We start from the raw sequence: 24,772 nt of genomic DNA, 5'->3' as shown, positions 1-24,772 counted from the left end.
TGGTCCCCGCCGAACGGGCCACCGGCGCGGCGCCCGACCCCGGACATATGAGAACGTACGCGGCTGTACGTGCCGTACGTGCTCACACCCCCGACACCCCTGGACCAGACCCATGACAACAACCGCCCCGACCGGCACCCCGACCAGCGACAGCAGCGGCACGGACGTCCGCCTCACCGGCATCAGCAAGCGCTACGGCGCCTTCACCGCCGTGCACCCGCTCGACCTGGTCGTCCCCGGCGGCTCCTTCTTCGCCCTCCTCGGCGCCTCCGGCTGCGGCAAGACCACCACCCTGCGCATGATCGCCGGCCTGGAGGAGCCCAGCACCGGCACCGTCCGGCTCGGCGGCGAGGACGTCACCGGCCTGCCCCCGTACAAGCGGCCCGTCAACACCGTCTTCCAGAGCTACGCGCTCTTCCCGCACCTCGACATCTACGAGAACGTCGCCTTCGGCCTGCGCCGGCGCGGGGTGAAGTCCGTCAAGAAGCAGGTCGGCGACATGCTCGACCTCGTTCAGCTGGGCGACTTCGCCCACCGCAAGCCCCAGCAGCTCTCCGGCGGCCAGCAGCAGCGCGTCGCCGTCGCCCGCGCCCTGATCAACCACCCCCAGGTGCTGCTCCTCGACGAGCCCCTCGGCGCCCTCGACCTCAAGCTGCGCCGGCAGATGCAGCTGGAGCTCAAGCGCATCCAGACCGAGGTCGGCATCACCTTCGTGCACGTCACCCACGACCAGGAGGAGGCCATGACGATGGCCGACACGGTCGCGGTCATGAACGGCGGCCGGGTGGAGCAGCTGGGCGCCCCCGCCGACCTCTACGACACCCCCCGCACCACCTTCGTCGCCAACTTCCTGGGCACCTCCAACCTCATCACCGCGGACGTCCTCGACACCTCCGGCGACGACATCGTCCTGCGCGCCGCCGGCTCCAAACTCGCCCTGCCCGCGGCCCGATGTACCGTCACCGCCCGGACGGGCGAGAAACTCCTCGTCGGGATACGGCCCGAGAAGATCACCCTGACCCATGCCGACGACGCCGGCACCATCCCCGAGGGCCGCAACCGCGTCCACGGCCGCATCACCGAGGCCGGGTTCTTCGGCGTCTCCACCCAGTACCTCGTCGACAGCCCCGTGGGCACCGGTCTGTCCGTCTACCAGCAGAACATCGAGCGCGACGGCCGTCTCGTCCCCGGCGCCGACGTCGTCCTGCACTGGAACCCGGGCCACAGCTTCGGCCTGGACGCCGCGCAGAGCATCGAGGCGGGCACGGACGCGGGGGAGGGCACCTGATGGCACTGACCGGCATCCGGGACCAGCCTCCCGCCGACGTCTCCCCGGCGACCGAACCCACCCGCCGCAGAAAGCTCACCCCTTACTGGCTGCTGCTCCCCGGCATCCTCTGGCTGCTCGTCTTCTTCGCGGCCCCCCTCGTCTACCAGGCGTCCACGTCCGTGCAGACCGGCTCCCTCGAAGAGGGCTTCCGGGTCACCTGGCACCTCGCCACCTACTGGGACGCGCTGACCGAGTACTACCCGCAGTTCCTGCGCTCGGTCGCCTACGCCGCGACCGCCACCGTGCTCTGCCTCGCCCTCGGCTACCCGCTCGCCTACCTCATCGCCTTCCGGGCCGGCCGCTGGCGCAACGTCCTGATGGTCCTCGTCATCGCGCCGTTCTTCACCAGCTTCCTGATCCGCACCCTGGCCTGGAAGACGATCCTGTCGGACGGCGGGCCCGTCGTCTCCGCCCTGGGCGCCCTGCACATCCTCGACCTCACCGACGCGCTCGGCGTCACCGAAGGTCAGCGCGTCCTCGCCACCCCGCTCGCCGTCGTCTGCGGCCTGACCTACAACTTCCTGCCCTTCATGATCCTGCCGCTCTACACCTCCCTCGAACGCATCGACCCCAGGCTCCACGAAGCGGCCGGAGACCTCTACGCCAGGCCCCTCACCACCTTCCGCAAGGTGACCTTCCCGCTCTCGATGCCCGGTGTCGTGGCCGGCACCCTGCTCACCTTCATCCCGGCCACCGGTGACTACATCAACGCCGAGCTGCTCGGCTCCACCGACCAGAAGATGATCGGCAACGTCATCCAGTCGCAGTTCCTGCGCGTCCTGGACTACCCGACCGCCGCCGCCCTCTCCTTCATCCTTATGGCCGCCATCCTCGCCATGGTCACCGTCTATATCCGCAAGTCCGGGACGGAGGACCTGGTCTGATGGCCGCTCCCACTAAAAACCCCACCAAAAACCCCACCAAAAGCCCCACCGGAAGTCCCGCCAAAAGCCCCGCCAAGGCGTCGCGCTGGCTGCGCCGCAACCTCGTCGTCCTCGCGGGCCTGGCCACCCTGGCCTATCTGCTCCTGCCCAACGTCATCGTCACGGTCTTCTCCTTCAACAAGCCCAACGGCCGCTTCAACTACGAGTGGCAGCGCTTCTCCACCGACGCCTGGACCGACCCCTGCGGCGTCGCCGACCTGTGCGGCTCGCTCTCGCTGAGCCTGGGCATCGCCTTCTGGGCCACCCTCGGCTCCACCGTCCTGGGCACGATGATCGCCTTCGCGCTCGCCCGCTACCGCTTCCGCGCCCGCTCCTCGGTGAGCACCCTGCTGTTCCTGCCGATGGCCATGCCCGAGGTCGTCATGGCCGCGTCGCTGGCCACCCTCTTCCTCAACATGGGCGTCACCTTCGGCTTCTGGACCGTGCTGATCGCCCACATCATGTTCTGCCTGAGCTTCGTGGTCACGGCGGTCAAGGCCAGGGTCATGTCCATGGACCCCCGCCTGGAACAGGCCGCGCAGGACCTCTACGCCACCCCGCTCCAGACCTTCCTGCGGGTGACCCTCCCGATCGCCGCCCCCGGCATCGCGGCGGGCGCCCTGCTCGCCTTCGCGCTCTCGTTCGACGATTTCATCATCACGAACTTCAACGCCGGCTCGGCTGTGACCTTCCCCATGTTCGTCTGGGGAGCCGCACAACGGGGCACACCCGTTCAAATCAATGTCATCGGAACGGCGATGTTCGGTATCGCCGTGCTGTGCGTCCTCGTCGGTCAGCTGGTCGGCGGGCGCCGTAAAAGGAGCTGAGACCATGGCCGCTCGTGCCATGAACCCTGCCAAATCACTTTCCGACGCCGCACCCCGGCCCTACTGGCTCGACGACCCCGGCCGCCCGGCGGCCCTCCCCGCCCTCGTCGGCGACGAGCGGTGCGAACTGCTCGTCGTCGGCGGCGGCTACTCCGGACTGTGGACCGCGCTCCTGGCCAAGGAGCGCGACCCCGCCCGTGACGTCGTCCTCATCGAGGCCCAGGAGACCGGCTGGGCCGCCTCCGGCCGCAACGGAGGATTCTGCTCCGCCTCCCTCACCCACGGCTGGGCCAACGGACAGTCCCGCTGGCCCCAGGAGCTCGCCACCCTGGAGCGGCTCGGCCGCCGCAACCTCGACGAGATCGAGGCCACCGTGGCCCGCCACGGCATCGACTGCGGCTTCGAGCGCACCGGCGAGATCGACATCGCCACCGCCGCCCACCAGGTCGCCGAGCTGCGCGAGGCCGCCGACGAGGTCGCGGAGCTCGGCCTCCCCGACTACGAGTACCTCGACCAGGACGCCCTGCGCGCCGAGGTCGACTCCCCGACCTTCCTCGCCGGGCTCTGGGACCGCACCGGCGTCGCCATGGTGCACCCCGCCCGGCTCGTCTGGGGCCTCAAGCGGGCCTGCCTCGACCTCGGTGTGCGGATCTACGAGCACACGCCCGGCACCGAGCTGTCCGCCCACGGCCCGGGCGTCGCCGTCCGCACCCCCTACGGACGGATCTTCGCCCGGCACGCCGCGCTCGGCACCAACGCCTTCCCCTCGCTGGTCAAGCGCGTACGCCCGTACATCGCCCCGGTCTACGACTACGCCCTGATGACCGAGCCGCTCACCCCCGAGCAGCGCGACGCCATCGGCTGGCGGCGCCGGCAGGGGCTCGGCGACGCCGCCAACCACTTCCACTACTTCCGCATCACGCCCGACCACCGCATCCTGTGGGGCGGATACGACATCGTCCACCACTACGGCGGCGGCGTGCGCGCGGAGTACGACCACCACCCGGCCACCTACCGCAAGCTGGCCGAGCACTTCTTCCACTGCTTCCCCCAGCTGGAGGGCCTGCGCTTCACCCACAACTGGGGCGGCGCCATCGACACCTGCTCCCGGTTCTCGGCCTTCTTCGGCACCGCGCACGGCGGCCGCGTCGCCTACGCGCTCGGCTACACCGGCCTCGGCGTCGGCGCCAGCCGCTTCGGCGCGGACGTCATGCTCGACCTGCTGGCCGGGGAGCGCACCGAGCGGACGGAGCTGGACATGGTGCGCAGCAAGCCGCTGCCGTTCCCGCCCGAGCCCGTGCGGTCCATGGGCATCGGCATCACCCAGTGGTCGATGACCCGCGCGGACGAGAACGGCGGCCGCCGGAACCTCTGGCTCAAGGCCATGGACAAGGTCGGGATGGGCTTCGACAGCTGATGCCCGCGGGCGCCGTTGAGTGCGCCGGTGCGCCCCGTCATGCCTCCGCGCGCCCCCGGGCTTCCGGAACTCGCGTAATGATCCGCCGCCCGGGGGCCTCTCATCCGTGAACGCAGAACAAGCGCACACGGAACGGAGGAACGCACATGAGCGGCGACGCGGGGAAGAGGAGCGCGGTGGAGTGGCTGGCCTCGGCGGCACCCGACCCCGGAACGTGCCGGTGGGAGTGGGAGCGCAACCCCCTCGGGGTGGCGCTCCTGCCCGCCGGCCGGATCTGGGACGTCCTCATCCTCTCCAGCGGCCTCGGCTACCCCACCCTCGACGTGCTGGACCGGTGCGCCCACCGGCCGGGCCCGGTCCTCGCGGACTTCGGCGACAGCCGGATGGGGTTCTTCGTGCCGCCGGGCACCGCGTCGGGCTGGCTCGCCACCGGTGTCCGGGGCGCGGGGCTCGGCAGCTGGGTCGTGGTCCCGTACCCCGGACGGCATGCCTCCGGGGTCCGCTGGGTGGTGCCGCCCGACGGCACGGGCACGCTCACGGACCCGGCGGCGCTGGAGCTGGCGATGCACGAGGCCGCCGTGAACCTCGGGGGCGGCCCCGGGGGCTTCACCGTCCGGAAGGAGGATCCGTCCGGGTGACCCGGACGAGCGCCAGGCCCAGCGCCCACAGCACCACGCCGGACAGGCACCAGGCGCCCACCACGTCCAGCGGCCAGTGATACCCGCAGCGCACCAGGCCGATCCCCACCCCCGCGTTGAGCAGCGCGTAACCGCAGAGGATCAGGGCGCGCGGGCGGCGGCCGACGGGGTGTGCGGTCAGCAGGAGGAGCGTCGCGGCGCCGTAGGCGACGGCGGCCGTGGCGGTGTGCCCGGAGGGGAAGAAGCCGTCGGCCACGCCGGAGGCCGCCGTCCCGGGCGGCCCCGGGCGGCCGATCCAGGACTTGAGGGGCACGACCAGGGCCGGTACGGCGGCCATCGCGAGGGCGGCGCCGAGCGCCGGCCGCCACCACCGGCGGACGCGGCGGGCGCGCACCGCGATCACTACGGACAGGACCGTCGCCGCCAGCAGCACGGGCAGGGCGACCGTGACGTTCCCGAGGTCGGCGAGGACATGGGCGGGACCCGAGGGGAAGCCGGAGCCCGCGACCGTACGGCCGAGACGCTCGTCGAGGCCGCGCAGCGGGCCATGGGCGGCGGTCTGCCAGGTGAGGAGGGCGAGGAGCAGGACGCACAGCGCCGGGAAGAGCCCGCGCCGGGTCCGGGCCCATGCCGGCGGCCCCGGAACAGGGGGGGTGGTTCCGGGGCCGCCGTGGGGACCGGGGTGCCGCGCGCCCCGGGGGGTGTGGGGCGGGCGGCCGTCCGATCGGTGAGGATGTCCGGAGCCGGAGGCTCCAGTGGTGTGCGCGAAGGCACGGCCGGGCCGGAGCTGGGGAAGCGCCGACGCGGCGGTGTCCGCAGTCTCCTGCGGACGGGGTGTTGCGTTCATCTGCAGAAACCGTACGGCAGGTCGAGCGCCCCGAACAGCCGGATCACTCGTCCACCACCCGCCCCGCACAGGTTCTTCACTCCGTGCATCCCTTACTGGTGGTAACTGATACCCGGGGTTACGACGAAAGGGTCACAGCCGGGCGAACGCGGCCTCGATGATGTCCAGGCCCTCGTTCAGCAGGTCCTCGCCGATGACCAGCGGCGGCAGGAAGCGCAGCACGTTGCCGTAGGTGCCGCAGGTGAGGACGAGCAGGCCCTCCGCGTGGCACGCCTTGGCGAGCGCGCCGGCGGCGGCCGCGTTCGGGGTCTTGGTGCCCGGCTCGACCAGCTCGATGGCGATCATCGCGCCGCGACCGCGGATGTCACCGATGATCGCGCCGTTGTCCAGCTTGGCCTGCATCTCGGCGAGGCGGCCCTTCATGACCTCCTCGATGCGCTTCGCCTTGGCGTTGAGGTCCATCTCGCGCATGGTCTCGATGGAGCCGAGCGCCGCCGCGCACGCCACCGGGTTGCCACCGTAGGTGCCGCCGAGGCCACCCGCGTGCGGGGCGTCCATGATCTCCGCGCGGCCCGTGACGGCGGCGAGCGGCAGACCGCCCGCGATGCCCTTGGCCGTCGTGATCAGGTCGGGGACGATGCCCTCGTCCTCGCACGCGAACCACTGGCCCGTACGGCAGAAGCCGGACTGGATCTCGTCCGCGACGAAGACGATGCCGTTGTCCTTCGCGAACTGCGCGATGGCGGGCAGGAAGCCCTTGGCCGGCTCGATGAAGCCGCCCTCGCCGAGCACCGGCTCGATGATGATCGCGGCGACGTTCTCCGCGCCGATCTGCTTGGTGATCTGGTCGATGGCCTGGGCGGACGCCTCGGCGCCACAGTTCTCCGGGCCGGTCGGCCAGCGGTAGCCGTACGCCACCGGCACCCGGTAGACCTCGGGCGCGAACGGGCCGAAGCCCTGCTTGTACGGCATGTTCTTCGCCGTCAGCGCCATCGTCAGGTTGGTGCGGCCGTGGTAGCCGTGGTCGAAGACGACGACGGCCTGGCGCTTGGTGTACGCACGGGCGATCTTGACGGCGTTCTCGACGGCCTCGGCGCCCGAGTTGAAGAGCGCGGACTTCTTGGCGTGGTCGCCCGGGGTCAGCTCGGCGAGCTGCTCACAGACCTCCACATAGCCCTCGTACGGGGTCACCATGAAACAGGTGTGGGTGAAGTCGGCGAGCTGCGCGGACGCGCGGCGCACGACGGCCTCCGCGCTGGAGCCCACCGAGGTCACGGCGATGCCCGAGCCGAAGTCGATCAGGGAGTTGCCGTCGATGTCCTCGATCACGCCGCCACCGGCGCGCGCGGTGAACACCGGGAGCGTCGAGCCCACGCCCGCCGCGACCGTCGCCGTCCGGCGGGCCTGCAGCTCAAGCGACTTGGGGCCGGGGATCGCGGTGACGATGCGGCGCTCCTGGGGGAGGGACGGGCCTCCGGTCAGTTCGGTCATGAGTGGGCTCCAGGGGGGAACGGTGCGGCATTCGGACTTTTAGTCGCAGGCTAGGGGCGAAATCACGCCCCCGGCATGTTCCGTAAGGGAGAAGTGCGCGCCCCGCCTTGTCCGTACCGGACATGGCGGGGCTCCCGCCACTAGATTGAGCGGCGGCGCGCAGGTGGTGGCGCCGACGACCGCGGCTGGTGGGGGCAAGGGGCAGCGATGGACACAGAGGGCACGTACGACGCACCCGGAACGTGGGGTGCGGGGGGAGCGGGGGAGCCGCCGCGTGACCGTGTCGTGCCCCCGCGCCCCGCCGAGCCGCCACGGTTCGCCGCCCCCCCGGCGGCACCCGCGCACGACGGCCGCGAATCGCCCTTCCTCGCCTGGCTGCGCACCCCACGCCCCGCCGCCCGGCCGGGCGTCTGGGCCTTCGGCCACCGGCCCCCGGCGCCCGCGGACCACGGCCGGGTCCCGGCCCGGCAGCTGCTGGTCGGCGCCGTGATCGCGTTCCTGTGCGGCTGGCTCCTGTGGTCCCTGCTGTGGCACGGCTACCTCGGGCCGTACTGGCGGTGGCCGCTGCGCGCCATGTTCCTCGACGTATGGCCGGAAGGCACCCAGGAGTGGCTCGCGGCCTCGTACATCTACTACGCCCTCTGCGTGGGCGCCCTCGCGGTCGGCTTCGGCCGGATCGGCCGCTGGCCGGAGCTCTGGCGCCGCTACGGCGCACCCGGGTGGAACCGGCTCTGGCGCCCGGCCCCGGCCTTCCTCCACCCGCCCGAGCCGGGGCGCCTCCCGGCGCCCGTGCTCGTCCGCCGCGGCGCCCTGGCCGCCGTGGGCGCCGTCGTCGTGTGGACGCTGTGCTGGAACGGCGCGTTCGGCGGGGTCTGGCTGTGGCCGCTCTTCCATCTGACTCCCCAGTCCTGGCAGGGCCGGATCCCCGAGTCGTTCTACGCCACGTACACCTACTACGTCCTCTTCGCCGGCTTCCTCCTCGCGGTCGCCGGCCGCATCGGCTGCTGGGGCGAGCTCCGGCGCCGCTACGGCCCGGCCGCCCGTGCCGCCGGCAAGCCCGCCTCCGGCCCGGCCGGTGCCCCCGGCAAGCCCGGCACCGCCGTCCCCGAGGCGCAGGGCGACCCCGCCGACTGGCCCCAGCTGCGCGCCGCCGGCGCCCACGAGGCCGCCGAACGCCTGGCGGCCGAGGCCCGCACCGGCGCCATGAACGACGTCGACCACTCCCGCATCGAGCGCGCCTGGCAATCCGTGCACACCCGGCCCGGCCGCCTCGCCGCGTTCACCGAGACCGTGCTGCGCCACGGCGCCGCCGCCTGCGCCCACCCCTCCGGCTCCCGTGACCTGCCCGTCCGCGTCGCCCGGCACGACCTCGTCACCCGCCAGGTGCGGATCGGCACCGCCGCCGACGACGACCGCAACCCCCACGAACACCGGGGCGCCGGCTGCGCCCTCGACCCCGGGCTGCTGGGCACCTCCCTGCTGGCCGTCGGCCCGCCCGGCTCCGGGAAGACGGACCGCCTGGTGCGGCCCGTGCTGGAGTCGCTCTGCCTCCAGGCGCTCGCCGGCCGCACCGCCGTCGTCGCCGTCGGCGCGGCGGGCGAGGGGCTCGCCCCGGACGAGGCGTTCGACATCGTGGTGAAGATCGGACGCCCGGACTCCCGTTACGACCTGGACCTGTACGGCGGCACCGAGGACCCCGACGAGGCCGCCGCCGTCCTCGCCGAGGGCCTCATCGGCGACGTCGCCGCCGGCCTGCCCGGGGAGGGCTCCCGGCGGGCCGCCATGGCGCTGGCCCAGATCCTCGGCCCGTACCACGCCGTCCACGGCCGCTTCCCGTCCGTACCGGAGCTGCGCGAGCTCCTCGACGGCTCGGCGCGGGCCGTCGACGCGCTGCGCGCCGGCCTCGCCGCCGGTGGCCACGACACGCTCGCCCGGGAGCTCGACGCGCGCGAACGCCAGGCCCACCGCCCCGGCGACGCCGGCCCGCTCCTCGCCGACCGGCTCGCGCTCCTCGACCGGCCCGCCTTCGCCCGCTTCTTCGACACCACCCGGCCCGGCCGCACCTTCTCCCTCCGCACCCTCGAACACCCGCTGCGCGTCCGCATCGACCTGCCCGAGCGCGGCCACGCCGAGGCGTCCCGGATGCTCGCCCGGCTCGTCCTCGCCCAGTTCACCGAGTCCACCGTCGCCCGCGCCGACCGCTCGCTCTTCGCCTGCCTCGTCCTCGACGACGCCACCCACGCCGTCACGCCCGAGGCCGTCCGCGGCCTCGGCCGGCTGCGCTCGGCCAACGCCGGGGCCCTCCTCACCCTCCGCACGCTCGACGACGTGCCGGAGTCGCTGCGCAGCGCCCTGCTCGGCGCGGTGGGCTGCCGGATGGCCTTCTCCGGGGTCACCACCTGGGACGGCGCCCGCTTCGCGGAGGTCTGGGGCAAGGAGTGGGTGGAGGCCCGCGACATCACCGACCGGCAGGTCATCGCCCACGAACCGCTGACCCGGGCCACGCACCTGCTGCGCCGCGCGGTCACCGGCCGGGCCGTCACCGCCCAGTCCGTGACCGTCCGCAAGGTCGAGCGGGAGCGCTGGTCCGCCTCGGAGCTCGCCCACACGGTGCCCCCGGGGTACGCCGTGCTGTCCGTGACGTCCGTAAGGGGCGCGAGCGCGCCGCCGGTGCTCGTCGACCTGCTGCGCTGACCCGTGCCCGGCGCCCCCGGGCCGGGCGGGCGGATCGTCCGGAGGGCGGTGTTCGCGTGCCCGGCCAATCCTCCACTGAGGCAGAATCGGGAGCAGCCGTTCATACGGGACGGCGTATTCGTCGGCCCTCCCGAAGGTGTCATGCCTCCTACGCTCGCCTCCCTCGTCCACCACTCCGCGCTCAAGCTCGCCGTGCTCGCGGGGGAGGACCGGCTGGACACCCCCGTCCGCTGGGCGCACGTCAGCGAGCTGGCCGACCCCGTGCCGTGGATGGACGGCGGGGAGCTCCTGCTGATCACCGCGATGAAGATCGACGCGGAGGACCGGCAGGAGATGCGGGGCTACGTCCGCCGGCTGGTCCGGGCCGGCGTCGTGGGGCTGGGCTTCGCCGTCGGCGTCAACTACGAGCAGGTGCCCGAGGCGCTGATCGAGGCCGCCGAGACGGAGGGGCTGCCGCTGCTGGAGGTGCCCCGGCGCACACCGTTCCTCGCCATCAGCAAGGCCGTGTCGGCCGCCATCGCCGCCGACCAGTACCGCGCGGTCACCGCGGGCTTCGAGGCCCAGCGGGAGCTGACCCGGGCGGCCGTCGGCGCCGAGGGCCCGGCCGCGCTGCTGGCCCGGCTCGCCGTGCACCTGGACGGCTGGGCCGCGCTCTACGACGCGTCCGGCGCCGTCGTCGCGGCCGCCCCGGAGTGGGCGGCCCGCCGCGCCGCCCGGCTGGGCCGGGACGTCGAGCGGCTCCGGGAGCGCCCCGCGCCCGCGACCGCCGTCCTGGGCAGCGACCCCGCCGAGGAGGGCGCCGACCGCGTCGAGCTCCAGTCCCTCGGCTCCGGCCGCCGGGCCAGGGGCGTCCTCGCCGTGGGCACGGCCGCCCCGCTGGGCACCGCCGAGCGCTACGCCGTCCAGTCCGCGATCGCCCTCCTCACCCTCACCACCGAGCGCTCCCGCGCCCTCCAGGACGCCGAGCAGCGGCTGGGCGCGGCGGTGCTGCGGATGCTGCTGGCGGGCGAGCCGGACCACGCGCGGGCCGTCGCGGGCGATCTGTACGGCGAGCTGCTGGACGCCCCCTTCCGGGTGCTGGTCGCCGAGGCCGTGACCGAGCCGCCGCCCGCCGAGGAGGGCGACGGGCCGGCGGGCGAGGCCGTACCGGTCCCGGCCGATCCGCTGGGGCTGCTCGCCGACGCGGTGGAGACGGCGGCGGGCCGGGTGGCCGAGGCGGTGCTGACCGTGCCGGACGGCGAACGCCTCATCGTCCTCGCGCCCGACGGCGGCGCGGCCGTCGCCGCCTGCGCGGAGCACGCGCGCGGCATAGAGGCCCGCCGGGGCACGAAGTCCCGGCCGCGCGACCGCAGCGCGGCGGCACCCCCCTGCGACCTGGTCGTCGGCCTGTCGGCCCCCGCCGGGCCCATCGCCGCCGCGGCCGCCTACCGGCAGGCCGAACAGGCCCTGTCGGTGGCCCGCCGCCGGGGCCGCGTCCTGGTCGAGCACGAGGAGGTCGCGGCCGGATCGGTGCTCCCCCTGCTCGCCGACGACGCGGTCCGCGCCTTCGCCGACGGCCTGCTCCGCGCCCTGTACGAGCACGACGCCACCGGCCGGGGCGACCTGGTCGCCTCCCTCCGGGCCTGGCTCTCCCGGCACGGCCAGTGGGACGCGGCGGCCGCGGACCTGGGCGTCCACCGCCACACGCTGCGCTACCGGATGCGGAGGGTGGAGGAGATCCTGGGGCGGTCGCTGGACGACCCGGATGTCCGGATGGAGCTGTGGCTGGCCCTGAAGACGACGTCGGGGCAGCAGTAGGACTTTCCCCGGCCCCGCCCCTTCCCGAACCGGGGGCAAGCCCCCGGGCCCCGGTTCCGCACTGCCGCGCGGTGGCCTCGATCTCCCCCGGCTACCTCCCCCAGCTACCGCTGGGGGTGCCCCCAGGAGGTGCCCCCAGCCGGGCTGGATTTTCGCCCTGTCCGAGCTCGGCTTCCGACCCGGACAGGGTTGTCACTTGGCCCGGTTCCGGGCAACAACTCAGCCCGTCCGGCGCTTGAGGACACCGCGCGTCAGCACGGAAAGGGGGCCTGGGGGCGAAGCCCCCGGATGGGGGCACCTCCCAGCGGTAGCTGGGGGAGGGAAGGGGCGGGGCTGGGGAAAAACCCACCCCCCACCCCGCCATTGCGGCGCACCCACCCCCACCCGCACTCCATCCCGGACAACACCCCCCAAGACCCACCCCCTCTACGGTGAGGGAGCCAAAATCACCTACACCTCCCGGGAGGGAAAACCGTGACTGCTCCCCACGCGTTCTGGCTGGCCGGCCGTGAGGCCACCGGCGAGGAGACCTTCGACGTCACGAACTCCTGGGACGGCCGTCTCGTCGGCACCGTGAGCGTGCCCACCGAGGCGCAGGTCGAGGAGGCCGTGGCCGCCGCGCACGCCGTCCGTGACGAGTTCGCCGCCACGCCCGCGCACGTCCGGACCGCCGCCCTCGACCACGTCGCCGCGCGGCTCACCGAGCGCACCGAGGAGATCGCCCAGCTGATCTCGGCCGAGAACGGCAAGCCCATCAAGTGGGCGCGCGGCGAGGTCGGCCGCGCCGTCTCCGTCTTCCGCTGGGCCGCCGAGGAGGCCCGCCGGTTCAACGCCGGTGACGCCCAGCGCCTGGACACCGACGCCGGCGGCACCGGCCGCCTCGCGCTGACGCGCCGCTTCCCGCGCGGCACCGTCCTCGGCATCGCGCCCTTCAACTTCCCGCTCAACCTGAGCGCGCACAAGGTCGCCCCGGCCATCGCCGTCGGCACCCCGATCATCCTCAAGCCCGCGCCGGCGACCCCGATCTCCTCCCTGGTCCTGGGCGAGATCCTCGCCGAGACCGACCTGCCGGCCGGTTCCTGGAGCGTGCTGCCGGTCCCGAACGACCGGATGCCCGCCCTCGTCCAGGACGAGCGCCTGCCGGTCATCTCCTTCACCGGCTCGGGCCCGGTCGGCTGGTCGATCCTCGACTCCGCGCCGCGCAAGCACGTCACCCTGGAGCTCGGCGGCAACGGCGCGGCCGTCGTCCTCGCCGACTGGTCCTCGGAGGAGGACCTGGACTGGGCGGCGCAGCGCATCGCCACCTTCTCCAACTACCAGGGCGGCCAGTCCTGCATCTCCGTGCAGCGCGTCATCGCCGATGCCTCGCTGTACGAGCGGCTGGTCCCCAAGGTCGTCGCGGCCGTCGAGGCGCAGGTCACCGGTGACCCGTCCGACGCGGCCACCGACGTCGGCCCGCTGGTCAGCGAGGACGCCGCCAAGCGCGTCGAGTCCTGGGTGGACGAGGCCGTCGCCGCGGGCGCCACGCTCCTCGCGGGCGGCAAGCGCGACGGCGCCACCTACGCCCCGACCGTCCTCGCGGACCTCCCGGCGGACGTGACCCTCGCGTGCGAGGAGGTCTTCGGACCGGTCCTCACCCTCTCCCGGGTGGACGGCGAGGCCGCGGCCTTCGCCGCCGTCAACGACTCGCCTTACGGTCTCCAGGCGGGCGTCTTCACGCACGACCTGCAGACGGCCTTCCGCGCCCACCGCGCGCTGGAGACCGGCGGCGTGATCATCGGCGACGTGCCGTCCTACCGCGCCGACCAGATGCCTTACGGCGGTGCCAAGCAGTCCGGCGTCGGCCGCGAGGGCGTCCGCTACGCGATGGACGACTACACCTACGAGCGGGTGCTGGTCCTGACGGGCCTGGCCCTCTAGCCATGTAGGACCCCGCCACGGGACGGCGCGGGGAAGCGAGCGGGACGGCCGGTCCGGCACCACGGGTGGGTGCCGGACCGGCCGTTCGCGTACGCCGTCCCGGCCACCACCCCATGGCCCGATCCTTGCGCATCATGACAGTCAGGCCACTCGTCGCCCCGTCGCCGCCTCCGGAAGTCTGGAGCCATCGAACGGCACGACCGCAAGGAGCCCCCATGAACGCCCCCGCCACCCCCGCCCGCATGCTCGCCGTCCGGCAGGAGACCGCCGGCGGCCCCGAGGTGCTGCGCCAGGTCGAGACCGACCGCCCCGAGCTCCGCCCCGGCGAGGTCCTGGTGCGGGTGCGCGCCGCGGGGGTCAACCCGGTCGACTGGAAGACCCGGGAGCGCGGCTCCTTCTACACCGGCGAGACCACGCCCTTCATCCTCGGCTTCGACGTCTCCGGCACGGTCGAGGCGGTCGGGGACGGCGTGACCGTGCACGCCGTGGGCGACGAGGTCTACGGCATGCCCCGTTTCCCGCACCCGGCCGGTGCCTACGCCCAGTACGTCACCGCGCCCGCCCGGCACTTCGCGCCCCGGCCGCGCGGCCTCGACCACGTTCAGGCCGCCGCCCTGCCGCTGGCCGCCCTGACGGCCTGGCAGGCGCTCGTCGACACGGCCGGGGTGGCCGAGGGGCAGCGCGTCCTGATCCACGCGGCGGCCGGCGGGGTCGGCCACCTGGCCGTGCAGATCGCCAAGGCCCGCGGCGCGTACGTCATCGGCACGGCGAGCGCCGCCAAGCACGACTTCCTGCGCGGCCTGGGCGCCGACGAGCTGATCGACTACCGCGAGCGGGACTTCGCCGAGGCCGTGAGCGACGTCGACGTCGTCCTGGAGGCCATCGGCGGCGACTACCCCGCCCGTTCCCTGCGTACCCTGCGCCCCGGCGGCACCCTCGTCTCCCTGCTGCCCCTGACCGAGCCGGTGCTCGCGGAGGCCCGCGACCGCGGTCTGCTCGCCGTCCGCATGATGGTCGAACCCGACCTCGCGGGCCTGCGCGGCATCACCGAGCTCGTCGAGTCCGGCCGGCTGCGGACCGAGGTCGCCGCCGTCCTGCCGCTGGCAGAGGCCGCCAAGGCCCACGAACTGGGCGAGACGGGCCGTACCACCGGCAAGATCGTCCTGTCCGTCGACTGACGCCGGGACCCGGGATCCGGCCCCTCACCCGCCCGGGTGAGGGGCCGGATCGTTGCGCGAGGACTGGTAGAGGTACGTCGAATCGGGTAGATACGGTCGAGTAGCACCGGTCGGTAGCCGACCGGGACGGCCCCGACTCACGCGGCGAGGTGCCTGATGACCGCACCATCCGTACGACCGGTCTCCGAACGCGAAGCACGCCAGGTCGCCGAAGCGGCCCGGGAACAGGACTGGAAGAAGCCCAGCTTCGCCAAGGAGCTCTTCCTCGGCCGGTTCCGCCTGGACCTGATCCACCCGCATCCGACGCCCGAGCCGGAGGACGTCCGGCGCGGCGAGGAGTTCCTCACCAAGCTCCGCGACTTCTGCGAGACCCGCATCGACGGCGCCCGCATCGAGCGCGAGGCCAAGATCCCGGACGAGACGGTCAACGGGCTCAAGGAGCTCGGCGCCCTCGGCATGAAGATCGACATCAAGTACGGCGGACTCGGCCTCACCTCCGTCTACTACAACAAGGCGCTCGCCCTGGTCGGCTCCGTCAGCCCCGCCGTCGGCGCCCTGCTCTCCGCCCACCAGTCCATCGGCGTCCCCCAGCCGCTGAAGCTCTTCGGCACCCAGGAGCAGAAGGACGCCTTCCTGCCGCGCTGCGCCCGCACCGACATCACGGCCTTCCTGCTGACCGAGCCGGACGTGGGATCCGACCCCGCCCGGCTGGCCACCTCCGCCGTCCCCGACGGCGACGACTACGTCCTGGACGGCGTCAAGCTCTGGACCACCAACGGCGTCGTCGCCGACCTGCTCGTGGTGATGGCCAGGGTCCCGAAGAGCGAGGGCCACAAGGGCGGCATCACGGCCTTCGTCGTCGAGGCCGCCGCCGAGGGCGTCACCGTCGAGCACCGCAACGCCTTCATGGGCCTGCGCGGCATCGAGAACGGCGTCACCCGCTTCCACCGGGTCCGGGTGCCCGCCGCGCACCGCATCGGCCCCGAGGGCGCCGGTCTGAAGATCGCCCTGACCACGCTCAACACCGGCCGCCTGTCCATCCCCGCCATGTGCGTCGCCGGGGGCAAATGGGCGCTGAAGATCGCCCGCGAGTGGTCGGCGGCGCGCGAGCAGTGGGGCAAGTCCATCGCCGAGCACGAGGCCGTGGGCGCCAAGATCTCCTTCATCGCCGCGACGACCTTCGCCCTGGAGGCGGTCCTCGACCTCTCCGGCCAGATGGCCGACGAGAACCGCAACGACATCCGGATCGAGGCCGCCCTCGCCAAGCTCTACTCCAGCGAGATGGCCTGGCTGATGATGGACGAGCTGGTCCAGATCCGCGGCGGCCGGGGCTACGAGACCGCCGCCTCGCTGGCCGCCCGCGGCGAGCGCGCCGTCCCCGCCGAGCAGATGCTGCGCGACTCCCGCATCAACCGCATCTTCGAGGGCTCCACCGAGATCATGCACCTGCTGATCGCCCGCGAGGCCGTCGACGCCCACCTCGCGGTCGCCGGAGACCTCATCGACCCCGAGAAGTCCCTCGGCGACAAGGCCCGCGCCGGAGCCCGCGCGGGCGGCTTCTACGCCCGCTGGCTGCCCAGGCTCGTCGCGGGCCCCGGCCAGCTGCCGACCACGTACACCGCGTTCCACCCGGCCGGCCACCGCGACCTGGCCGGTCATCTGCGCTACGTCGAGCGCTCCTCGCGCAAGCTCGCCCGCTCGACCTTCTACGCCATGTCGCGCTGGCAGGGCCGGATGGAGACCAAGCAGGGCTTCCTCGGCCGCGTCGTCGACATCGGGGCCGAGCTCTTCGCCATGAGCGCCGCGTGCGTCCGCGCCGAGCGGCTGCGCACCGAGGGCGAGCACGGCCGCGAGGCGTACGAGCTGGCCGACGTCTTCTGCCGGCAGGCCAGGATCCGGGTCGAGGAGCTCTTCGGGCGGCTGTGGACCAACACCGACGACCTCGACCGCAAGCTCGTCTCCGGTGTGCTCGCGGGCTCCTACGAGTGGCTGGAGGCCGGCATCGTCGACCCCAGCGGCGCGGGCCCCTGGATCGCCGACGCCACCCCGGGCCCCGCCACCACCGACAACGTCCACCGGCCCATCCGCTGACGCCCGCCGGGAGCGCCCCGGGGCCCGCCCGGGGCGCCCTCCGGACGCAAATGTTCCGCCACGGTGGCCGGGCGGGGGGATCCCTGTCCGCCCACCGGCCGGAAGACGTAACAATGGAGCCCATGACGGACTCCCTCGCTGACCCGCACCTGCGCTACGCCGCCCCCACCGCTCCCGGGGCGCCGCGCGAGATCGTGATCCTCGGCTCGACCGGCTCGATCGGGACCCAGGCCATCGACCTCGTGCTCCGCAACCCCGACCGCTTCACGGTGACGGCCCTGTCCGCCGCCGGCGGCCGGGTGGGGCTCCTGGCCGAGCAGGCCCGGCGGCTGCGGGTCCGCGCCGTGGCCGTCGCGCAGGCCGACAAGGCCCCCGCGCTGCGCGAGGCGCTGGTGGCGCAGTACGGGACCGAGCCGCTGCCGGAGATCCTCGCGGGCCCCGAGGCGGCCACCGAGCTCGCCCGGAGCGAGTGCCACACCGTTCTCAACGGCATCACCGGCTCCATCGGCCTCGCGCCGACCCTCGCCGCCCTGGAGGCGGGCCGCACCCTGGCGCTGGCCAACAAGGAGTCGCTGATCGTCGGCGGCCCGCTGGTCAAGAAGCTGGCCAAGCCGGGCCAGATCATCCCGGTCGACTCCGAGCACGCCGCGCTCTTCCAGGCCCTGCTCGGCGGCACCCGCGCCGAGGTCCGCAAGCTGGTCGTCACCGCCTCGGGCGGCCCCTTCCGCGGCCGGACGAAGGCGGAGCTGGCCTCCGTCACCCCTTCGGACGCCCTCGCCCACCCGACCTGGTCCATGGGCCCGGTGATCACGGTCAACTCCGCCACCCTGGTCAACAAGGGCCTGGAGGTGATCGAGGCGCACCTGCTCTACGACATCCCCTTCGACCGCATCGAGGTCGTCGTCCACCCGCAGTCCTACGTCCACTCGATGGTGGAGTTCACGGACGGCTCCACGCTCGCCCAGGCGACCCCGCCCGATATGCGCGGCCCCATCGCCATCGGTCTCGGCTGGCCGGAGCGGGTCCCGGACGCGGCCCCGGCCTTCGACTGGTCCAAGGCTTCCACCTGGGAGTTCTTCCCGCTCGACGAGGAGGCGTTCCCCTCGGTCGGCCTCGCCCGGCACGTCGGTGACCTGGGCGGCACGGCGCCCGCCGTGTTCAACGCGGCCAACGAGGAGTGCGTCGACGCCTTCCTGGCCGGCGCGCTGCCGTTCAATGGGATTGTCGATACCGTCGCCGAGGTGGTGGCGGAACACGGCACCCCCGCCTCGGGAACCCTGCTCACGGTCCCGGACGTCCTGCAAGCGGAGACCTGGGCCCGCGCCCGGGCCCGTGAACTGGCCGCCCGCAAGGCGGCCCGTACGGTGAAGACAACCTCGGAGGCCCGCGCATGACAACACTGATGACGGTCCTCGGGATAGTCGTCTTCGTGGTGGGCCTGCTCTTCTCGATCGCCTGGCACGAACTGGGACACCTGTCCACCGCGAAGCTCTTCGGCATCCGGGTGCCGCAGTACATGGTCGGCTTCGGGCCGACGCTGTTCTCGCGGCGGAAAGGCGACACCGAGTACGGCATCAAGGCCGTCCCGCTCGGCGGCTACATCCGCATGATCGGCATGTTCCCGCCCGGCGCGGACGGGAAGATCGCCGCACGCTCCACCTCGCCCTGGCGAGGCATGATCGAGGACGCCCGGTCGGCGGCCTTCGAGGAGCTCCAGCCCGGCGACGAATCCCGGCTCTTCTACACGCGCAAGCCGTGGAAGCGCGTGATCGTGATGTTCGCCGGACCGTTTATGAACCTGGTCCTGGCCGTGGCGATCTTCCTCGGCGTGATGATGTCCTTCGGCATCAACACCCAGACGACCCAGGTCTCCACCGTCTCGGACTGTGTGGTCAAGGCCACCGACAAGACGGACAAGTGCACCCCGGGCGCCAAGGACTCCCCGGCCAAGGCCGCCGGCCTCCAGCCGCGTGACAAGATCGTCGCCTTCAACGGCCACAAGGTCGACGACTGGTCCACCCTCCAGAAGGACATCCGCCGGACCACCGGCCCGGCCACCCTCACCGTCGAGCGGGACGGCACCCGCAAGGACCTCCACGCGAACCTGATCTCCAACCAGGTCCAGAAGTACGACGGCAAGGGCACCCCCCTCAAGGGCGAGTACGTCACCGCCGGCTTCCTGGGCTTCACCCCGGCCACCGGCGTCGTACCCCAGTCCTTCGGGCAGTCGGTCGACCGTATGGGTGACATGGTCCAGTCGGGCGTCGAATCGCTGATCGCCCTGCCCAGCAAGATCCCCGACCTGTGGAACGCCGCCTTCGACGGCGGCGAGCGCAAGGCGGACTCCCCGATGGGCGTGGTCGGCGCCGCCCGCGTCGGCGGCGAGGTCTTCAACCTCGACATCCCGCCGTCGCAGCAGATCGCGACCATGCTCTTCCTGGTCGCGGGCTTCAACCTCTCCCTGTTCCTGTTCAACATGCTGCCGCTGCTGCCGCTGGACGGCGGGCACATCGCGGGAGCGCTGTGGGAGTCCGTGCGGCGGGCCTTCGCCAGGGTCTTCCGCCGCCCCGACCCGGGCCCCTTCGACGTGGCCAAGCTGATGCCCGTCGCCTACGTGGTCGCCGGCATCTTCATCTGCTTCACGCTGCTGGTGCTCATCGCGGACGTGGTGAACCCGGTGCGCCTCACGTAGCGCCTTACCGGCGGGGCGCGGGGGTGCACCGCCGCTGCGCGGCGGCGTCCTCAGACGCCGGACGGGCTGCAATCAGCCCGTCCGGCGTTTGAGGACGCGCCCGCAGGGCGCCGGCCGCCGCAGGCGGCAACGACGGGACCGCGGCCGAAGACCCACCGGACCCGCCCGGAACCGGCCCGGCCACAGCCCGCAATGTGCCCCGAAGGGGCCGGGTGCCGTAACCTCGAAGACCGGAGCCCGCCGATCTCGGGACCTTGATTCACACCTTGGGGTTGCTCGCCAGATGACTGCGATTTCGCTTGGAATGCCTTCCGTTCCGATCAAGCTCGCCGACCGCAGGGTCAGCCGCAAGATCCAGGTCGGCTCCGTGGCCGTCGGAGGCGACGCGCCCGTGTCGGTGCAGTCGATGACCACGACCAGGACCTCGGACATCGGCGCGACGCTCCAGCAGATCGCGGAGCTCACCGCCTCCGGCTGCCAGATCGTCCGGGTCGCCTGCCCGACCCAGGACGACGCGGACGCGCTGCCGGTCATCGCGAAGAAGTCGCAGATCCCGGTGATCGCCGACATCCACTTCCAGCCGAAGTACGTCTTCGCCGCCATCGACGCCGGCTGCGCCGCGGTCCGGGTCAACCCGGGCAACATCAAGCAGTTCGACGACAAGGTCAAGGAGATCGCGAAGGCGGCCGGCGAGACCGGCACCCCGATCCGCATCGGCGTCAACGCCGGCTCCCTCGACGCCCGCCTGCTGGCCAAGTACGGCAAGGCCACCCCGGAGGCGCTCGTCGAGTCGGCGCTGTGGGAGGCGTCGCTGTTCGAGGAGCACGGTTTCCGTGACATCAAGATCTCGGTCAAGCACAACGACCCGGTCGTGATGGTCAACGCCTACCGCCAGCTGGCCGCCCAGTGCGACTACCCCCTGCACCTCGGTGTGACGGAGGCGGGCCCGGCCTTCCAGGGCACGATCAAGTCGGCGGTGGCCTTCGGCGCGCTGCTCTCCGAGGGCATCGGCGACACCATCCGGGTCTCCCTGTCGGCGCCGCCGGCCGAGGAGATCAAGGTCGGTATGCAGATCCTGGAGTCCCTGGGCCTGCGCCAGCGCCGCCTGGAGATCGTCTCCTGCCCGTCCTGCGGCCGTGCCCAGGTCGATGTCTACAAGCTCGCCGACCAGGTCTCGGCCGGTCTGGAGGGCATGGAGGTGCCGCTGCGCGTCGCGGTGATGGGCTGTGTCGTGAACGGTCCCGGCGAGGCCCGTGAGGCCGATCTGGGTGTCGCGTCCGGCAACGGCAAGGGGCAGATCTTCGTCAAGGGCGAGGTCATCAAGACCGTCCCCGAGTCCAAGATCGTGGAGACCCTCATCGAAGAGGCGCTGAAGCTGGCCGAGCAGATGGAGAAGGACGGCGTCGCCTCCGGCGAGCCCGAGATCAGCGTCAGCGGCTGATCCGGCCCGGCTCCCGTCCCGGCGCCACGATGCCCCGCCCCCGCCGGCGGGGCATCGTCATGTCCGGATGTATCCCGATCCGGCGGGGGAGGTGTGCGAGGACCCGTAGAGGTACAGTTCCAAGACCTGTTCCCATGGCCACCGGCCCGCGACGGTGAGGCATACCCACACGTGTTGACGACGACCACCACCAAGGTCCTGGAGCCCGGCGAACTCGACGCCGCTCTCGCCGTCCTCGACCGCGATCCCGTCGCCAACGCCTTCGTCGCCGCCCGTGTCCAGGTCGCCGGGCTCGACCCCTGGCGGCTCGGCGGTGAGATGTGGGGCTGGTACGCGGGCGGCCGCCTCGAATCCCTCTGCTACGCCGGGGCCAACCTCGTCCCCATCTGCGCCGGCCCCGAGGCCGTCCGCGCCTTCGCCGACCGGGCCCGCCGCGCCGGCCGCCGCTGCTCCTCCATCGTCGGCCCGGCCGACGCCACCGCCGAGCTGTGGTCCCTGCTCGAACCGCACTGGGGACCGGCCCGCGAGGTCCGCGCCCACCAGCCGCTGATGGCCGCCCACGCCATGCCCGCGGACATCCGGCCCGACCCGCACGTCCGCCGCATCCGCAAGGACGAGATGGACGTGATCATGCCGGCCTGCGTGGCGATGTTCACCGAGGAGGTCGGCGTCTCCCCGCTCGCCGGCGACGGCGGACTGCTCTACCAGGCCCGGGTCGCCGAGCTCGTCGGCGCGGGCCGCTCCTTCGCCCGGATCGAGGACGGCCGGGTCGTCTTCAAGGCCGAGATCGGCGCCGCCACCGCCCACGCCTGCCAGATCCAGGGCGTCTGGGTCGCCCCCGAGCGCCGCGGCCGGGGCCTCTCCGAGACCGGCATGGCCGCCGTGCTGCGGTACGCCCTGCGCGAGGTCTCCCCGGTGGCCAGCCTCTACGTCAACGACTACAACACCGCGGCCCGGGCCGCCTACCGCCGCGTGGGCTTCCGGGAAGTCGGCGCGTTCATGAGCGTCCTGTTCTGACCGGACCGCCGCTCGGCCGCTCCGCACGGGTAGCCTCCGGACATGGATGACATCGCGGTCGGGACCCTCGACCTCGCCGCGCGGGTGGACGACGCGCTGGCCGTGCAGGCGCTGGCCTTCGGGCTCAGCGACGAAGAGATCGCTGTACGGCGCCACATCGTGCTACGCCACCTGGCCTCACCGGGCGCCCGGGCGCTCGGCGCCACGACGCCGGACGGCCGGCTCGTCGGCTTCGTCTACGGCATGCCCAACGACCGCGCCCACTGGTGGTCCGGCGTCGTCGAACCGTATCTGCGCGCCACCGGCTCGGACGGCTGGCTCGACGACGCCTTCGTCATCACCGAGCTGCACGTCCACCCCGACTTCCAGAAGCGGGGGATCGGCCGGACCCTCATCACCACGATCACCGGGAGCGCGGCCGAACCGCGCAGCATCCTCTCCGCCATCGACATGGAGAGCCCGGCCCGCGCCCTCTACCGCGGCCTCGGCTACCGCGACCTCGCCCGCCCGGTGATCTTCCCCAGCGCGCCGAGCCCGTATGTGGTGATGGGCGCGCCGCTGCCGCTGCGCGAGCGGCCGTGAGAACCCGTTTCCGCCCGACCGGCGGCTGCCGATAATCTCCTGGGATTCCCACCGAGCCCGCAGGAGAACCGATGGCCCCCGTCCAGCGCATGTCCACGACCATGCTGAAAACCCTCCGTGACGACCCGGCCGACGCCGAGACCGCCAGCCACAAGCTGCTGGTCCGTGCCGGGTACGTCCGCCGCACGTCCGCGGGGGTCTGGACCTGGCTCCCGATGGGCAAGAAGGTGCTGGAGAACGTCTCCCGCGTCGTCCGCGAGGAGATGGACGCCATCGGCGGCCAGGAGGTCCTCCTCCCCGCCCTGCTGCCCAAGGAGCCCTACGAGACGAGCGGCCGCTGGGAGGAGTACGGCGACCTCCTCTTCCGCCTCAAGGACCGCAAGGGCGCGGAGTACCTGCTCGGGCCGACCCACGAGGAGATCTTCACCCTCACGGTCAAGGACCAGTGCACGTCCTACAAGGACCTGCCCGTGATGCTCTATCAGATCCAGACCAAGTACCGGGACGAGGCGCGCCCCCGCTCCGGCGTGCTGCGCGGCCGCGAGTTCCAGATGAAGGACTCCTACTCCTTCGACACCACGGACGAGGGCCTGGCCGAGTCCTACCGCCTGCACCGTGAGGCGTACACCCGGATCTTCGAGCGGCTCGGCCTCGACTACCGCGTCGTCTCCGCGGTCTCCGGCGCGATGGGCGGCTCGGCGTCCGAGGAGTTCCTCGCCCCGGCCGCGGCGGGCGAGGACACCTTCGTCGACTGCCCCGCGTGCGACTACGCGGCCAACACGGAGGCCGTCACCGTCGTCGTCGCCCCCGCGGACCCCACCGGACACGGCCCCGTCGAGGAGCTCGACACCCCTGACACACCGACCATCGAGTCCCTCGCCGAGCTCCTCGGCGTGCCCGCGTCGGCGACCCTGAAGAACCTCCTCGTCAAGATCGACGGCGAGATCACCGCCGTCGGCGTGCCCGGCGACCGCGAGGTCGACCTCGGCAAGCTGGGCGAGCACCTGGCGCCCGCCGTCGTCGAGTTGGTGACCGCCGAGGACTTCGCCGGCCGCCCCGACCTCGTACGCGGCTACGTCGGCCCGCAGGGCCTGAAGCTCCGTTACCTCGCCGACCCGCGCGTGGCCCCCGGGACCTCCTGGGTCACCGGCGCCAACAAGCCCGACACCCACGCCCGGAACGTGGTCTGCGGCCGGGACTTCGAGGTCGACCAGTACCTCGACGTCGTCGTGGTCGAGCAGGGCGACCCGTGCCCCCGGTGCGGCGCCGGCCTGGAGATCGGCCGCGCGATCGAGATCGGCCACATCTTCCAGCTCGGCCGCAAGTACGCGGACGCGTTCGGCCTCGACGTCCTCGGCCCCCAGGGCAAGCCGGTCCGGGTCACCATGGGCTCGTACGGCATCGGCGTCTCGCGCGCCGTGGCCGCCCTCGCCGAGCAGACCCACGACGCGTCCGGCCTGTGCTGGCCCCGTGAGGTCGCCCCGGCGGACGTCCACATCGTCGCGGCCGGCAAGGCCGTCCAGATCGAACTCGCCCTGGAAATCGCGGAGAAGCTGGGCGCGGCGGGCGTACGCGTCCTGGTCGACGACCGGGCCGGGGTCTCGCCGGGCGTGAAGTTCACGGACGCGGAGCTGATCGGTGTGCCGACGATCCTGGTCGTGGGCCGGGGGGCCGCGGACGGCGTGGTGGAGCTGAAGGACCGCCGGACGGGTGAGCGTGAGGAGTTGGCGGTGACGGAGGCGGTGGAGAGGCTGACGGCGCGGGCGTGAACGCCTGACGGCGGGTCTTTCCCCACCCCGCCCCTTCCCGAATGTCCTCAATCGCCGGACGGGCTGAAATTCAGCCCGTCCGGGGGCACCTCCTGGGGGCACCCCCAGCGGTAGCTGG

The 24,772-nt window shown here is 72.8% G+C and carries 18 protein-coding genes; 16 read left to right on the top strand and 2 right to left on the bottom strand.

From position 1 onward, the window contains the following. Positions 1-112 precede the first annotated feature (112 nt). The 5 genes from AF335_RS29905 (at position 113) to AF335_RS29885 (ending at position 5,135) form a co-directional block, all read left to right on the top strand. Positions 113-1,288: an ABC transporter ATP-binding protein gene (locus AF335_RS29905; RefSeq protein WP_102921574.1), complete on the top strand. Its 1,176-nt coding sequence runs from the start codon at positions 113-115 to the stop codon at positions 1,286-1,288. Next, on the top strand, positions 1,288-2,214 hold the full coding sequence (locus AF335_RS29900; RefSeq protein ID WP_102921573.1) for an ABC transporter permease: 927 nt from the start codon (positions 1,288-1,290) through the stop codon (positions 2,212-2,214). Before AF335_RS29905 ends, AF335_RS29900 begins: the two co-directional genes overlap by 1 nt. Beyond that, the gene (locus AF335_RS29895) at positions 2,214-3,080 is read left to right on the top strand and encodes an ABC transporter permease (RefSeq protein ID WP_102921572.1); all 867 of its coding nucleotides are present in this window, start codon (positions 2,214-2,216) and stop codon (positions 3,078-3,080) included. The genes AF335_RS29900 and AF335_RS29895 overlap by 1 nt, the downstream gene beginning before the upstream one ends. Before the next feature lie 4 nt (positions 3,081-3,084). Beyond that, positions 3,085-4,497 carry an NAD(P)/FAD-dependent oxidoreductase gene (locus tag AF335_RS29890; protein ID WP_228773085.1) on the top strand — a complete coding sequence of 471 codons (1,413 nt, stop codon included), beginning with the start codon at positions 3,085-3,087 and terminating at the stop codon, positions 4,495-4,497. Positions 4,498-4,643: 146 nt separating this feature from the next. After that, a complete protein-coding gene (locus AF335_RS29885) occupies positions 4,644-5,135 on the top strand; it encodes a hypothetical protein (protein WP_102921570.1) in 492 nt (163 codons plus the stop codon). Here AF335_RS29885 and AF335_RS29880 read toward each other — a convergent pair. Then, complete coding sequence (locus AF335_RS29880; protein WP_102921569.1) at positions 5,104-5,982, bottom strand: phosphatase PAP2 family protein; 879 nt, start codon at positions 5,980-5,982, stop codon at positions 5,104-5,106. The genes AF335_RS29885 and AF335_RS29880 overlap by 32 nt on opposite strands. A gap of 132 nt (positions 5,983-6,114) precedes the next feature. Continuing rightward, positions 6,115-7,473: a 4-aminobutyrate--2-oxoglutarate transaminase gene (gabT, locus tag AF335_RS29875; protein WP_095581387.1), complete on the bottom strand. Its 1,359-nt coding sequence runs from the start codon at positions 7,471-7,473 to the stop codon at positions 6,115-6,117. A 207-nt stretch (positions 7,474-7,680) separates the two neighbouring features. On the opposite strand from gabT, the gene AF335_RS29870 reads away from it, so the two are divergent. The 11 genes from AF335_RS29870 to AF335_RS29815 all read left to right on the top strand — a co-directional run bounded on the left by AF335_RS29870 (position 7,681) and on the right by AF335_RS29815 (position 24,654). Beyond that, on the top strand, positions 7,681-10,167 hold the full coding sequence (locus tag AF335_RS29870) for an ATP/GTP-binding protein (RefSeq protein WP_102921568.1): 2,487 nt from the start codon (positions 7,681-7,683) through the stop codon (positions 10,165-10,167). Between the two features lie 141 nt (positions 10,168-10,308). Then, positions 10,309-11,964 (top strand): PucR family transcriptional regulator, encoded by a 1,656-nt coding sequence (locus AF335_RS29865; RefSeq protein ID WP_102921567.1) that lies wholly within the window; start codon positions 10,309-10,311, stop codon positions 11,962-11,964. 474 nt (positions 11,965-12,438) lie between these two features. After that, positions 12,439-13,884, top strand: coding sequence for an aldehyde dehydrogenase family protein (locus AF335_RS29855; RefSeq protein WP_102921565.1), 1,446 nt, complete (start codon positions 12,439-12,441; stop codon positions 13,882-13,884). Positions 13,885-14,099: 215 nt separating this feature from the next. Then, on the top strand, positions 14,100-15,062 hold the full coding sequence (locus AF335_RS29850) for an NADP-dependent oxidoreductase (RefSeq protein ID WP_102921564.1): 963 nt from the start codon (positions 14,100-14,102) through the stop codon (positions 15,060-15,062). 156 nt (positions 15,063-15,218) lie between these two features. Further along, positions 15,219-17,153, top strand: a complete 1,935-nt coding sequence (locus tag AF335_RS29845; RefSeq protein ID WP_102921563.1) for an acyl-CoA dehydrogenase family protein — start codon at positions 15,219-15,221, stop codon at positions 17,151-17,153. A 122-nt stretch (positions 17,154-17,275) separates the two neighbouring features. After that, on the top strand, positions 17,276-18,547 hold the full coding sequence (gene dxr / locus AF335_RS29840; protein ID WP_102921694.1) for a 1-deoxy-D-xylulose-5-phosphate reductoisomerase: 1,272 nt from the start codon (positions 17,276-17,278) through the stop codon (positions 18,545-18,547). Beyond that, on the top strand, positions 18,544-19,845 hold the full coding sequence (locus AF335_RS29835; protein ID WP_102921562.1) for a M50 family metallopeptidase: 1,302 nt from the start codon (positions 18,544-18,546) through the stop codon (positions 19,843-19,845). The genes dxr and AF335_RS29835 overlap by 4 nt, the downstream gene beginning before the upstream one ends. A gap of 283 nt (positions 19,846-20,128) precedes the next feature. After that, positions 20,129-21,286, top strand: coding sequence for a flavodoxin-dependent (E)-4-hydroxy-3-methylbut-2-enyl-diphosphate synthase (ispG, locus tag AF335_RS29830; RefSeq protein WP_087925999.1), 1,158 nt, complete (start codon positions 20,129-20,131; stop codon positions 21,284-21,286). A 171-nt stretch (positions 21,287-21,457) separates the two neighbouring features. Further along, complete coding sequence (locus AF335_RS29825; RefSeq protein ID WP_102921561.1) at positions 21,458-22,303, top strand: GNAT family N-acetyltransferase; 846 nt, start codon at positions 21,458-21,460, stop codon at positions 22,301-22,303. Positions 22,304-22,345: 42 nt separating this feature from the next. Continuing rightward, positions 22,346-22,885, top strand: coding sequence for a GNAT family N-acetyltransferase (locus AF335_RS29820; protein ID WP_102921560.1), 540 nt, complete (start codon positions 22,346-22,348; stop codon positions 22,883-22,885). A gap of 71 nt (positions 22,886-22,956) precedes the next feature. Then, the gene (locus tag AF335_RS29815) at positions 22,957-24,654 is read left to right on the top strand and encodes a proline--tRNA ligase (protein WP_102921559.1); all 1,698 of its coding nucleotides are present in this window, start codon (positions 22,957-22,959) and stop codon (positions 24,652-24,654) included. The last annotated feature ends 118 nt before the right edge of the window (positions 24,655-24,772 follow it).

It is taken from the genome of Streptomyces eurocidicus, assembly GCF_002891295.1.
GTDB classification, from domain to species: Bacteria; Actinomycetota; Actinomycetes; order Streptomycetales; family Streptomycetaceae; genus Streptomyces; species Streptomyces eurocidicus.
This window is presented reverse-complemented; position numbering and strand designations above follow the sequence as displayed.